General features: G+C 35.8%; 13 protein-coding genes. 12 read left to right on the plus strand and 1 reads right to left on the minus strand.

What is annotated here, in order from left to right:
* Window positions 1-69 precede the first annotated feature (69 nt).
* The 7 genes from sucC (at window position 70) to JMX83_RS11205 (ending at window position 6,637) form a co-directional block, all read left to right on the plus strand.
* Window positions 70-1,236 carry an ADP-forming succinate--CoA ligase subunit beta gene (sucC, locus tag JMX83_RS11175; protein ID WP_058023973.1) on the plus strand — a complete coding sequence of 389 codons (1,167 nt, stop codon included), beginning with the start codon at window positions 70-72 and terminating at the stop codon, window positions 1,234-1,236.
* Between the two features lie 98 nt (window positions 1,237-1,334).
* Window positions 1,335-2,210 carry a succinate--CoA ligase subunit alpha gene (gene sucD / locus JMX83_RS11180; RefSeq protein ID WP_201601740.1) on the plus strand — a complete coding sequence of 292 codons (876 nt, stop codon included), beginning with the start codon at window positions 1,335-1,337 and terminating at the stop codon, window positions 2,208-2,210.
* Between the two features lie 277 nt (window positions 2,211-2,487).
* Window positions 2,488-3,561, plus strand: coding sequence for a dTDP-glucose 4,6-dehydratase (gene rfbB, locus JMX83_RS11185; RefSeq protein ID WP_201601772.1), 1,074 nt, complete (start codon window positions 2,488-2,490; stop codon window positions 3,559-3,561).
* Window positions 3,562-3,630: 69 nt separating this feature from the next.
* Window positions 3,631-4,545 carry a dTDP-4-dehydrorhamnose reductase gene (rfbD, locus tag JMX83_RS11190; RefSeq protein WP_201601743.1) on the plus strand — a complete coding sequence of 305 codons (915 nt, stop codon included), beginning with the start codon at window positions 3,631-3,633 and terminating at the stop codon, window positions 4,543-4,545.
* The gene (rfbA, locus tag JMX83_RS11195; RefSeq protein WP_201601746.1) at window positions 4,535-5,449 is read left to right on the plus strand and encodes a glucose-1-phosphate thymidylyltransferase RfbA; all 915 of its coding nucleotides are present in this window, start codon (window positions 4,535-4,537) and stop codon (window positions 5,447-5,449) included. The genes rfbD and rfbA overlap by 11 nt, the downstream gene beginning before the upstream one ends.
* Window positions 5,450-5,497: 48 nt before the next feature.
* A complete protein-coding gene (rfbC, locus tag JMX83_RS11200) occupies window positions 5,498-6,070 on the plus strand; it encodes a dTDP-4-dehydrorhamnose 3,5-epimerase (RefSeq protein WP_201601749.1) in 573 nt (190 codons plus the stop codon).
* A gap of 66 nt (window positions 6,071-6,136) precedes the next feature.
* The gene (locus JMX83_RS11205; protein WP_201601752.1) at window positions 6,137-6,637 is read left to right on the plus strand and encodes a hypothetical protein; all 501 of its coding nucleotides are present in this window, start codon (window positions 6,137-6,139) and stop codon (window positions 6,635-6,637) included.
* A 21-nt stretch (window positions 6,638-6,658) separates the two neighbouring features.
* Here JMX83_RS11205 and JMX83_RS11210 read toward each other — a convergent pair whose 3' ends face one another.
* On the minus strand, window positions 6,659-7,585 hold the full coding sequence (locus JMX83_RS11210; protein ID WP_201601755.1) for an IS30 family transposase: 927 nt from the start codon (window positions 7,583-7,585) through the stop codon (window positions 6,659-6,661).
* A gap of 175 nt (window positions 7,586-7,760) precedes the next feature.
* Between JMX83_RS11210 and JMX83_RS11215 the strand changes: the two genes are divergently transcribed.
* The 5 genes from JMX83_RS11215 (at window position 7,761) to JMX83_RS11235 (ending at window position 13,552) form a co-directional block, all read left to right on the plus strand.
* Window positions 7,761-8,819 (plus strand): glycosyltransferase 61 family protein, encoded by a 1,059-nt coding sequence (locus JMX83_RS11215; RefSeq protein WP_406947634.1) that lies wholly within the window; start codon window positions 7,761-7,763, stop codon window positions 8,817-8,819.
* 76 nt (window positions 8,820-8,895) lie between these two features.
* Window positions 8,896-9,744 carry a hypothetical protein gene (locus JMX83_RS11220; protein WP_201601758.1) on the plus strand — a complete coding sequence of 283 codons (849 nt, stop codon included), beginning with the start codon at window positions 8,896-8,898 and terminating at the stop codon, window positions 9,742-9,744.
* A 164-nt stretch (window positions 9,745-9,908) separates the two neighbouring features.
* Complete coding sequence (locus JMX83_RS11225) at window positions 9,909-11,198, plus strand: hypothetical protein (protein WP_201601761.1); 1,290 nt, start codon at window positions 9,909-9,911, stop codon at window positions 11,196-11,198.
* Window positions 11,191-12,240 carry a hypothetical protein gene (locus JMX83_RS11230; RefSeq protein WP_201601764.1) on the plus strand — a complete coding sequence of 350 codons (1,050 nt, stop codon included), beginning with the start codon at window positions 11,191-11,193 and terminating at the stop codon, window positions 12,238-12,240. The genes JMX83_RS11225 and JMX83_RS11230 overlap by 8 nt, the downstream gene beginning before the upstream one ends.
* Window positions 12,241-12,256: 16 nt before the next feature.
* On the plus strand, window positions 12,257-13,552 hold the full coding sequence (locus tag JMX83_RS11235; RefSeq protein ID WP_201601767.1) for a bifunctional cytidylyltransferase/SDR family oxidoreductase: 1,296 nt from the start codon (window positions 12,257-12,259) through the stop codon (window positions 13,550-13,552).
* Window positions 13,553-13,603: the final 51 nt, after the last annotated feature.

A 13,603-nucleotide genomic window follows, 5' to 3' on the forward strand; every position in this document is an offset into this window, starting at 1 on the left:
TGATTCATATGTATATGCACGCACTTGATTTCACTTTTTATTAATTGTAAAAAATAAAGGATACAATCAATGAATTTACATGAGTATCAAGCAAAAGAGCTATTAAAAAGCTACGGTTTGCCAATTCAAGAAGGCATCATCGCTCATAACGGCGACGAAGCTGCAGCTGCTTTTGACAAAACCCCAACTGATATTGCGGTAATCAAAGCGCAAGTACATGCTGGTGGTCGCGGTAAAGCGGGTGGTGTGAAGCTGGTTAAGACTCGTGAAGAAGCTAAGCAAGTTGCTGAAGAGCTGATCGGTACTAACCTAGTAACGTTCCAGACTGATGCTGATGGTCAGCCAGTCAACTTTGTATTGGTTGCAGAAGATATGTATCCAGTACAAACTGAGCTATATCTTGGCGCTGTTGTTGACCGTGCAACTCGTCGTGTAACCTTTATGGCATCTACCGAAGGCGGCGTAGATATCGAAGAAGTAGCACATAACACACCAGAAAAAATCTTCAAAGTACACGTTGATCCTTTAGTTGGTTTAATGCCTTTTCAAGCGCGCGACGTTGCGTTCAAACTTGGTTTAGAGGGCAAGCAAATCAACCAGTTCGTTAAATTGATGACTGGTGCTTATAAAGCATTTGTTGAAAATGACTTTGCATTGATGGAAATCAACCCATTAGCGGTTCGTGAAAATGGCGAAATCGTTTGTGTTGATGGTAAAATCGGCATCGACTCAAACGCCCTATACCGTCTGCCAAAAATCGCAGCGCTACAAGATAAAACTCAAGAAAACGAGCGTGAGCTTAAAGCGGCTGAGTTTGACCTAAATTATGTTGCCCTAGAAGGTAACATCGGTTGTATGGTTAACGGTGCTGGTCTTGCCATGGCGACTATGGACATCATCAAACTGTATGGCGGCAAGCCTGCTAACTTCTTGGACGTTGGCGGCGGCGCAACCAAAGATCGCGTTGTTGAAGCGTTCAAAATTATCCTTGAAGACAGCAGTGTTGAAGGCGTATTAATCAACATCTTCGGCGGCATCGTACGCTGTGACATGATCGCAGAAGCGATTATCGCAGCAGTAAAAGAAGTTGATGTGCAAGTTCCTGTGGTCGTGCGTTTAGAAGGTAACAACGCTGAGAAAGGCGCGCAAATCCTAGAAGAGTCTGGTCTAAAACTGATCTCAGCTCAAGGTCTTTCTGACGCCGCGCAAAAAATTGTCGACGCTGTTAAAGCGTAATAGCCAAAGCGTAATGACGGCAGTGACATATTGAAAGGCTAATGACAGCCGATACCTGCTGCCATCATTGCAAGACAACCGAATACAAGGAAAATATAATGAGTGTATTAATCGATAAAGATACCAAAGTATTGGTACAAGGTTTCACTGGTAAAAACGGTACGTTCCATTCAGAACAAGCCATCGAATACGGCACCAAAGTCGTTGGTGGCGTAACGCCAGGTAAAGGCGGTCAAACGCACCTAGGCCTACCAGTATTTAACACAATGGCGGAAGCCATGGAAGCGACTCAAGCTGACGCTTCTGTTATCTACGTACCAGCACCATTTGTACTAGACTCTATCGTTGAAGCCATCGATGCTGGCGTTAAGTTGATCGTTGTGATCACTGAAGGCGTACCGACGATCGATATGCTAAAAGCAAAACGCTATCTTGAAGAAGCGGGTGACGTGCGTTTGGTTGGTCCTAACTGCCCAGGTGTTATCACGCCAGGCGAATGCAAAATCGGTATCATGCCAGGCCACATCCATCAGCCAGGTAAAGTGGGTATCATCTCACGCTCTGGTACGTTGACTTACGAAGCCGTCGCTCAAACGACTAAGCTTGGTTTTGGTCAGTCAACGTGTATCGGTATCGGTGGTGATCCTATCCCTGGTATGAACCAGATTGATGCATTGAAATTGTTCGAAGCTGATCCACAAACTGAAGCGATCATCCTAATCGGTGAGATCGGTGGTACTGCTGAAGAAGAAGCTGCTGCTTACATTAAAGACCATGTCACTAAGCCAGTGGTTGGTTATATCGCTGGTGTTACCGCTCCAGAAGGTAAGCGTATGGGTCATGCTGGCGCTATCATCTCTGGTGGTCAAGGTACTGCTGAAGAGAAATTCAAAGCGTTTGAAGATGCTGGTATCGCGTATACGCGTGACCCATCTAAACTCGGTGAGAAGCTAAAAGAAGTTACCGGTTGGTAAGATAGGCATTAGTCTACAGTTAAACTACTAAATCTACATTGAAATATGATAAAGACACCCCTACAATGGGGTGTTTTTTTTGAAAATAATTTTTGAGATCTTCACTTTTCTTTGAATATATATTTCAATAAAAGTATGAAAAAGATTAACTCTAAAGTAAGTATTTCAAAAATATCTATAAACTATCAAAGGTTATTATTCAGAAGTAAATTTATATTACAAATAGCAACGTATCACTTATTGTAGTTAAAATAAATAATATCTCGGAAGAAAAATGATGAACATACTTATTACTGGTGGAGCAGGGTTCATTGGTTCAGCAGTTATTCGCCATATTATTGCGAATACTTCTCACAATGTACTAAATATAGACAAACTTACTTACGCAGGGAACCTAGAGTCTCTTGTCGATATTTCAGATAGTTCTCGCTATCATTTCTCTCTTAATAATATTTGCAATAAATCTGCTATGGAGAAAGTTTTTCACGATTTTGAACCTGATATTGTAATGCATTTGGCTGCAGAGTCACATGTTGATCGATCTATTACAGGCTCAGCTGATTTTATCGAAACTAATATTATTGGTACTTATACTTTACTTGAAGTTGCTCGTCAGTATTATACAAACTTGAGTGATATTAAGAAGGCTATATTTCGCTTTCATCATATTTCCACTGATGAAGTTTATGGTGACTTAGAAGAAGGTAGCGACAATCTATTTGTTGAGAGTACTGCTTATGCTCCAAGTTCACCTTATTCTGCCAGTAAAGCAAGCTCTGATCATCTAGTACGAGCGTGGTACCGAACGTACGGTTTACCTATTGTTATCACCAACTGTTCTAACAATTATGGACCTTACCATTTTCCAGAAAAATTAATTCCTCTTACTATTCTGAATGCATTAAAAGGAAAACCTTTACCAATATATGGCAATGGATTGCAGGTTCGAGATTGGTTATATGTCGAAGATCATGCACGTGCACTGTTTTTAGTAGCGACCGAAGCAGAGATTGGTGAAACTTATAACATAGGTGGGCATAACGAACTAAAGAATATTGATGTAGTCAAAGGAATTTGTAATTTACTTGAAGAGCTTGTTCCTAATAAACCAAATGGTATAGGCAACTATGTTGACTTAATCACTTATGTCAAAGATCGTCCAGGTCATGACTTACGTTATGCTATCGATGCTAGCAAGATTCAGAAAGAGCTTGGTTGGACGCCAAATGAAATATTTGAAACAGGACTAAGAAAAACGGTACAGTGGTACTTAGATAATCAAGATTGGGTCGAAAATGTGGAAACTGGTGAATATAAAAATTGGATACAAAAACAGTATCAAAATAACTGATACCTCAAGTATTTAGCACTAAATACTTCAAACAATTATAACTTTTTTATTATGGTTACTGGTTTATAAATGAATATTATTCTGTTAGGAAAAGATGGACAGGTAGGTTGGGAGCTCCAGCGTGCCTTGCAACCTCTTGGTAAAGTGTTTGCATTAAGTCGTCATTCTAATGCGAATGGTTTATGTGGAGATTTATCAAATTACGATACGATGTTTTCTCTTTTTACAAAAATAAGCCCCGATATAGTTGTTAATGCCGCTGCTTATACTGCTGTCGATAAGGCAGAGAGTGAACAGGCCGAAGCAGATATTGTCAATCATTTGGCAGTAGACAACCTAGCAAAACTATGTAAAAGTCATCAGGCTCTATTAGTTCATTATTCTACAGACTATGTTTTTGATGGTAGTGGTGATATCCCTTGGTCAGAAAAAGATGTTAGCTGTCCAATAAATTATTATGGGAAAAGTAAAAGAGCAGGTGAGTTAGCATTAGAAGAAAGTGGTGTAAAGTTCATTAACTTTCGAACTAGTTGGGTATATAGCACATATGGTAGTAACTTTATCAAAACTATGCTAAATCTAGCTACAGATAAAACGCAGCTATCTATTATTTCTGATCAAGTTGGATCACCTACAGGAGCGAGTCTAATCGCGGATGTTACTGCTCAAGTAATTCGTTACTACAACTTGCAGAATAGTATTCGATGTCAAGAATTACATGGACATTACCATCTTGCACCAACAGGATTCTGTTCTTGGTTCGAATATGCCAACTTCATTTTCGATAATGCTAAGGAACTAGGGAAAGTCTTAGCTGTAGAAGAAGTGAGTGCTATTACTACCGAGCAATATCCGACTCCTGCTAAACGCCCACATAATTCTCGATTAAATACACAAAAACTTCAAACCCAATTTGACTTGTATTTGCCAAACTGGCAGCAAGGGGTTATTCACGTTTTAAAGGAATTGATTCATGGAAAATAGTACTCAAAAATTGGAAAGTACAAATCGTAAAGGTATTATTTTAGCAGGTGGTTCGGGAACGCGTCTGTACCCTATCACAATGGGAACATCCAAGCAGCTCTTACCTATATATGACAAGCCAATGATTTATTATCCTTTATCAGTACTAATGCTTGCAGGGATACGTGAGATTTTAATTATTTCTACGCCAGAAGATTTACCAAATTTTGAAAAATTGCTCGGTACAGGTGCAGAGATAGGTCTAAAACTATCTTATAAAGTACAGCCTTCTCCTGATGGACTCGCGCAGGCTTTCGTATTAGGTGAAGAGTTTATTGGAAACGATAATGTTTGTTTAATTTTGGGTGATAACATTTTTTATGGTCATCATTTTACTGAACAGCTATTGCGGGCTAGCAGCCAAGATAATGGAGCAACGGTTTTTGGTTACTATGTTACTGATCCAGAACGTTTTGGTGTCGTAGATTTTGATAAAGCTGGTAAGGCTCTGAGTATTGAAGAAAAACCTTCTCAACCTAAATCTAATTATGCAGTAACAGGTTTATATTTTTATGATAATCAAGTAGTTGAAATTGCAAAAAATATCAAACCTTCTCATCGAGGTGAATTAGAGATCACAGATGTCAATAATGTTTATCTTAGTCAACAACAACTAAATGTTGAGCTACTTGGACGCGGCTTCGCCTGGCTAGATACAGGTACGCATGACTCCTTGGTAGAGGCAGGGCAATTCGTACAAACTATCGAGCATCGTCAGGGGCTGAAAGTGGCTTGTCTAGAAGAGATTGCGTACAATAAGGGCTGGATTGACGATGAACAGTTACTAGAGCGTGCTAATTTCTTTAAGAAAACAGGTTACGGCCAATACTTATTAGGTCTCTGTGAAGAAAAGAATAAGAAATAGTCGAGTACCAAATGTAATCAATTGCAATAATTTGAAGAGAGTCAATCGATGAATGTTATAGAAACTAAAATATCTGACTTACTTATCTTTGAGCCGCGTATTTTTTCAGATGAGCGTGGCTGGTTTATGGAAAGTTTCAATCAAAAAATATTCCATGAAGAACTAGAAAAACGTGATTTAGATATTCCAGAATTTGTACAGGACAACCATTCTTGCTCGGAGAAAGGCGTATTACGTGGTTTGCATTATCAACTTGGACCTTATGCGCAAGGTAAATTAGTACGTGTAGTGCAGGGTCGTGCATGGGATGTAGCAGTAGATATACGTAAAGGCTCTCCAACTTTTGGTCAATGGGTAGGTGTTGAGTTAGATACTAAACACCATCGTCAATTTTGGATACCAGCAGGTTTCGCACATGGCTTTGTCGCTTTAGAGGATGATACGCATTTCTTATATAAGACTACTAATTTTTACCATAAAGATAGTGAGCGAAGCATCGTATATAATGATAAGACATTAAGTGTTGACTGGCAACTCAATGATGAAGAATTCAAACTTACTAATAAAGATCATGAAGGTATGAGTCTAGAAGAAGCTATAAAAAATAACGATATTTTTTGAAATTTTATTTTATAAATAATATTAAACAAATTATTTTCAACTCCAACCTTTTTAGAAGAAGCAGATATGACTGAAGCAAACATGAATAATACTATCGTCAATAACTATTCTAAAAATACTAAGTTTAAAAAAAGACTATATGCAATAAACTTACCTAAGTTTGAAAAGCAGATAGCAAAAAACTATGTTAACTTAGAAAAACTAGAATGTAATACGATTGAAAACGGTATTATTTTACCTTTGCGTAAAACAGAAATCCCATCTACGGATGCCATCTATGAAGGTGGTGTCTGTGATGAAAATTTAAAATTTATTGCTGGTCATAAAAGAGTAAATAGCGAAAAACCTCATAATTTCGAGTGTATTCGTTCTTATACTATTGATAAAAAAGAAATAGATTTGGTCGATGAAGAGGTTGTATTCGCTGGTATTGCTTATAGCCATTTTGGTCATTTTCTTGTAGAAACAATGAATCGTCTATGGTGGGTTGTAAAGAATAATATAAAAAATAAAAAAATTGTTTTTCTGAAAAATAAACATTTTGATTCAAGTTTTATAGAATCTTAGATTAACACACCAAGTGCAACGCTAATTAATATTATAGAACGCCTGCATAGGCGTCTTAAACCCTAAGCGTTTTCTTGGTCTGTTATTTAGTTTGTTCTCAATGTCCTGCATCTCATCATCAGAGACTTGTCTAAAGTCACAACCCTTAGGCAAGTACTCTCTGATAAGGCCATTGGTATTCTCGTTGGTTCCTCGCTGCCATGACGCATAAGCATCGGCAAAGAAGAAAGGGCTAAAGAGCTTTTGTTTCACCTTCTTATGCTGAGCAAACTCTTTACCATTGTCAGAGGTAATGGTCTTAACCTGCAACCTCACTGGCGCTAAGAGTTCTATCATTGCCTCTGATACTTGCTGTGCTGTTTTATGACCCACACGCTTCATCTTCAATAGCCCCGTTTTACGTTCAACGAGCGTGACAATCGCTTGCTTGTGATGCTGACCGATAACGGTATCCGCTTCCCAATCTCCAATACGTGAGCGTTCTTCAACAATACAAGGGCGCTCATGAATCGAGACTCTGTCATTGATACGACCACGGGTCTCAGCGGTTAGGCGTTTACGGTATGGTTTGGCTTTACGTCTGAGACACTGCCACAATGTACCGCCCTGCCTCTTATCACGCCAAATATAGCGATAAATGCTCATATGACTGATACCAGCATGAACGCCAGATATTTGCTCAGGACTCCAGTTCTCTTTAAGCTTGTCTGTCACCCATGCCCAGAGGTCAGTCACAATAGTTGTGGCGTTGTTAGCCCGTCTGTCACAAGCCTTGTTATTAGCATGCTTTGCTCGGTAACCTCGTAGGCTTTTATTACGCCTAAGCTCTCTTGATATGGTACTGGGACTTCTGTTTAACACCCTCGCTATGAAATTAATACTATGTTTTGCCCCTTTAAGGGCATAAATCTGGTATCGTTCACCTAGGCTTAGATGTGTATAGCTCATGGTTGCAATCTCACTTTGGTCGGTGGATAAAAACTTTGATGCTAGCGCATCTAGGTCTTTTTTTCACCTTGCATTTGGTATTGCACTTCATGTGTTAATCTAAGAATTAATTGAACTAGTAGGTATAGAAAAAAGAAATATAATTTTTTTAGATGTACCAACTCAGTTTAAAAAAATTAAAATACCAGATCAGTCTCTATGCTATTTTAGTCACTATCACCAAGAGTATACATACCCATATCAAGCTATTATGGATAATATAAATCCAGCAGAACATAGAAAGGTTTATTTGTCTCGTACGAAGTTTATAAAGAAAGACTGTATTAACGAAGAATATTTTGAAAGCTTCTATAGACAACAGGGGTTTGAAATAATATACCCCGAGCAGTTAAATATCAAAGAACAAATTTCAATTATTTCAGGAGCTGATCAGATTGTAAGTACAATTGGTACAGTTTCTCATCTTGGGCTCTTTGCTAAGAAAAATGCTAAAATTATAACGTTGCTACGTGCACGTAACTATTTCAATGCTACACAAAGTATAGTTAATCAAGCGAAGGAGTTGGATTACGTATTTGTCGATGTCACATGCAATTTTTTACCACATCGATATTCTGCAAATTGCTACTATATTGGTCCTAATAACACATGGGTTGAGTTTGTTAAGCAAGAGTATAATATAAATCTTGATATTAATATTTTAGATTATCTTAATTCTAATAATTCTCATATTGGTGATTATTTTCAGCAGTGGATGAAGATATTTAGCTCTAAAAAGCAACTTTCTAAAATTCAAAGTGATAATTCATTAGATATTTTGAATAATTTGGAAGTTATTTTTGCTAATAATAAAGATATAACTAAAGAGCCATCAAGAAGCCTGGTAATAGATTCAAACACAAGTTCTAGAAAAAGCGATTTATTTAAAAATAAAGTATTCTCATTTTCAAGATATGATGGTACTTATTCTCGCCAAATTTTGCTAAGTGAGTCGGGGCTGATTCAAACAATAAATGGCAAAGACCATTCTAATGAAAGTTTTTGGGAGATAAGAAATAATGAGTTAGTGTTTTTGAGTATGAACAAGAAGCTTACAAGTCGATATTTCTTAACTAAAGAAAAACCAGAGGGTTTGTTTTTGTTAGGCTATTACGAACCTAACAAAGAAATAATATTTAAATTAAATGAAGTTAAAACAACAGGATTAAGAGTAGTAAAAAAAACTAAAATTTAATAATAATGTTGTAATTTTTGATAATGTACTTTTTTTACATCAAGAAAACCTTGCTCAACGTCAATTTCAGACATTAATGGGTGAGGTTATTATAGACTCTAAAAACAATGTTAACTTTCAAAATAATATGGCTCATAACCTAGCCATAGCGAAGCGTGATAATTTTGACTATAAACATATTGTTTTTCCTGCTAAACCTATCATTTATAAAGAACACTTTAAGAGTATAGGGATTAATCTAAACTCTATATTTAGTCAAAGTTTTCATCATCCGGACGTAATTTATCCTAATTTGAGTATTGAAGACTATCATTTACAAGATACTCAAATAAATGATGCGGGTAGTTTCAAAGTTATTTCAAAGGTTTTAGAAAACCTTGGGTATCCAGCTTTACCAAATCTTATTTTTACAGATGACAAGAAGCTTGGAGATTTAACAATAATGTTAGGAAAAGATGATTTTGAAAATATTAAAGTTGTAAGTGGATTTACTGATATGTTATTTGAACCTAGAGAATTTACGTTTGGTGCTGCTTTGAAAGGCAATACTGGAGATATAAAAATATTAGTGAACCCTAAAGCGCTCTATAAACGTAGATTAGTGCTATTTGGCGACAGTTTTTTTGAATTCAGTTTAAGAGTTTATAGTGGTTTGTTTAATGAGGTTATATATCTTAGAAAACCTTATATTATCGATGATATAATGAGAATCTTGGAACCTGCAGTTGTACTTACGGCTAATACTGAGAGATACCTATATAGCGTGCCTGATTGTAATAAGGATAAGCCTTGGTTTATGAACTACTTAAGTAGAAAATTCAAAAGCGATCTTCTCTCAGATGAAAGTAGGAATGCCTTTGAAGCAATGTTTTCAGGTAAGAAATCTAAAGTTTATAAAGAGACTTTTGGAGATATATTAGAATAAATTTCTAATTATATTGTAACTTTTGAAAAAAATATTAGTTTATTGAGTTTTGCTGATGGAATTAAATGGCTATTAATAATTAATTCCAGATTTTTATCATATGGAATTAATTGAAAAAGACAATATTTTTAAAAAGTAAAATTTTATAACTATGGATTAAGTTTATGAGTAAGCTAACTAAATTAGTTAAAAATCCCACTCTTTTTTTCTCAGATTCGATAAAAAAGCGTAAGCAACAGCTGATAAATAAATCTCAAGAAATATTAAATGTTTCTATTACAAAAAATGAGCCAAGTGTTAAGCCAAGTGTTAAGCCAAGTGTTAAGCCAAGTTTACTAATCAATACAGAAATAAATTTATTTTCAAAATATTTTATATTACACACTGGTGAGAAGCAGTTTTCATTATCTCATATAAAAATGTGGTATGAGTATTTTTGTCAATCAGGCTTTAGCTTTATTATAGTCACTCGTTATGGTGAAGCATATGATGACATTCTTAGCGAATATCCTGAAGCAACAATTGTTTTAGCAAAGAACAAAGAAGATATCGATATTTTATTTAGAAGTGTTGCTTCTATAGAGGCATGTTTTTATATGTCTAATACGGGTAACAACTCACATTTATTGTACCACGTAGATTCTAAACACATATTTATTGGTCATGGTGATAGTGATAAGAGTGCAAGTGCTCATAAGTATTTTAGAGTTTACGATGAAAACTGGACGGCAGGTCAAGCTCATATAGATAGATTCAAAAATGCAGGATTTGAATTAAATGGACTGAAACAAGTCAAAGTGGGCCGTCCTACACTTATTAATACTATTAAGTCCTCTGAAGTGTACTGGAAAGATCGTTTTAACGGATGTTATAAATTGCTATATCTTCCAACATGGGAAGGTGCTTATAAAGAGCAAGACTACTCGTCTCTATCCATAGTAACCAATGTTATAGCAGAGATTTCTAATATAACTAATATTAGTACGTCAGTTAAACTGCACCCTTTCACTGGTAGAAGAGCTTTGCAATTCAATAACTTAGAGAAAGATATTTTAGATCTAAGACATGAAGGGGAATTAGGAGCAACGGATTCTATTACCGTAATAAGCAAATCAGATAGTCTTTTACATCATATCCAAAGCTCAAATATATTCATCTGTGATATATCTGCTGTAGTATCTGAATGCTTAGCAGCTAATGCACCAATATTCCTCTATATTCCTAAAGATAAAGACTTTAATCTGTCTAAGAGTAACATGCCTTATTCTGAATATTGCTATGTTTTTTCGTCGTTACCACAGCTTTTGGAGCTGATTGTTACTGTAATATTGGATGGCAATGATTTCTTGTTCAATAAAAGAAGAATTGCAGCTGAGTATATAATAAGCGTCGAAGAAACAATGAATAATAGCTTCGTTAAAAAACTACAGGAATTAGGTGTTAATAATGCATAACGATAGTTACTCTGAAAAAATTAATAACTCAGAATTTATTTTGTTGACTGGTGATGGAAAGAATGGCCTAAATCATCTGAGGTACTGGGTGCCAGAATTCATAAAGGCTCAAGTTAAATTTAGTATATTAGTTAGGAATACAGAGCTATTAAGACTTGTACAACGAGAGTATCGTTTGGTAAATATACTTTTTGCAAAATCAGCACTAGATATAGAAGCTACATTAACTAAGCTTACAGATCTAAAAGCTATATTTTTTATGTCAAATCCTGCAAATAATATTCACGTACTAAGATTTAATAAGTATAAGCACATTTTTTTAGGTAGCGAAAATTCGGATAGAGATGCACAAGTGACTAAAGTTTTAAGAGCTTATGACGAGCTTTGGCTTTCTTCTCAGTCTTCCATTGATAAACTAAAATCGAAAATAAATGTTGAAAGCTTAATTATTAGAAAAATTGGTAAGCCACAATTTAGGAGAGTACAAGATTCAATCGATAAAAAAAATCAAAAAACTGCATTACTATTAATATCGAGCCAAAAAAATGTATATTCGAATAGTAATATTTTGACTCAGTTAGTCGGTAATTTTCCTAGAGGTTATAATATAAAGGTTGTATTAGAACAATCTCTAGATAATAAAAATATATTATTCAAAAATTTAAAGGCTCAACTAGATGAGTTTGTGTTGATAAATAAAATAAATTGTTATATCTATGATAACTTTAATAGAGATCTTTTGTTAGATGTTGACTATCTTATTTGTGACATTAACAACTACAAACAAGAGTTTTTAGCGGAAAATGCATTAATATGTATGTATACACCTGACAGTATAAATCTGGAAGCCATGTTTGAAAATAAATATATATCATTTGACGGTATTTCAAAATTCTCAACAGAAAAAGACTTGCAATGTATTTTCAGTGAATATGAAAATTTATACCGTAGGCAAAAAGATTTTTCAGAGTACTGGATAGGTAACTCATATATAGAAAATAGTGAGCTTACAAAAAATTTGCAAAAACTAAGTGCAAATTAAAAAATATGAGGGAAGTATGAACAAGAATATAGCAGTAATTTTATCAGGAGGTTCTGGATCTCGTTTTGGTGGCGCTTTACCCAAACAGTTCACTAAGCTTGCTGGAAAAGCGGTTATTGAATATACCATTGACGTTTTCGAACAAAGCGAATTTATCGATGAGATTTTGATAGTAGCGCAGGCGGCGCATATAGAGAGAACGTTAGATCTCATAAAAAATAATAAGTGGAGAAAAGTATCGAGAGTTATTAGTGGCGGTGAAGAGCGCTTTGATTCGACATATTCAGCATTGACTGCTCTTAAAAACAATGATGATACGTGTAAAGTATTGTTTCATGATGCAGTAAGACCGTTAGTAACACAGCAAATTATAAAAGATTGCATTGAAACTCTAGACAATTTTGATGCCATCGATGTCGTAATACCATCAGCAGATACGTTAGTAGAAGTGTATGACGATGGTTGTATATCCAACATACCCAATCGTTCGATGATGCGCCGTGGACAGACTCCTCAAGGGTTCAAATTAGGTAGCATTCAAGAGGCTTATAAACAGGCCATAGATAAAGGTAGAAAACAGTTTACTTGTGATTGTGGTGTTATTCGAGCTATGTTGCCCCATGTCAGAGTAGCAACTGTTGCAGGTGACGACAGGAATATTAAAGTTACCTATCCTATGGATTTATTTATTGCTGAGAAGTTTCTACAAGCAGGCAATGAAAATGCATTTATTGCTAACGATAGCTTAGATTTCTTACGTGATAAAGTGGTAGTGATATTTGGCGGGACTTCTGGTATTGGACTAGAGATTAATAACTTAGCTCTTTTGAATGGTGCGAAAGTAAAAGTTGCTAGTCGTAGTCATAACGGAATAGATATTACTGATTTAGAAGGTGTGAAAGGCTTCTTAGAATCCGTTAGCGAAGAGTATGGAAAAATCGATTATATCGTCAATACTGCTGGCCTGCTCATAAAGAAACCTATCGACCTACTCGAGTTAGAAGAAATATCTTCTTTAATTAATATCAACTATGTAGGCGCCGTCAATATAGCCATTGCAAGTAAGGTTTATCTAAAAAAGAGTCGCGGTATGCTATTGAACTTTACCTCCAGTTCTTATACTAGAGGACGTGCATTCTATGCGCTATACTCTTCTACGAACGCCGCTATTGTAAACTTTACACAAGCATTGGCTGAAGAGTGGATAAATGATGGTATCAAAGTCAATTGTATCAATGAACCGCCCCGACTATATCGGAGAGTGGATTGCTTGAGTCAGGCAGCTTTGTCTGACTCACAAAGACTATCATAGTATCGTCTCTCAAACTCAAAAGGCGACACATAACTAATCGTACTATGAATG

This window comes from Psychrobacter piscatorii (assembly GCF_904846415.1).
In the GTDB taxonomy this organism is placed as follows: domain Bacteria; phylum Pseudomonadota; class Gammaproteobacteria; order Pseudomonadales; family Moraxellaceae; genus Psychrobacter; species Psychrobacter piscatorii.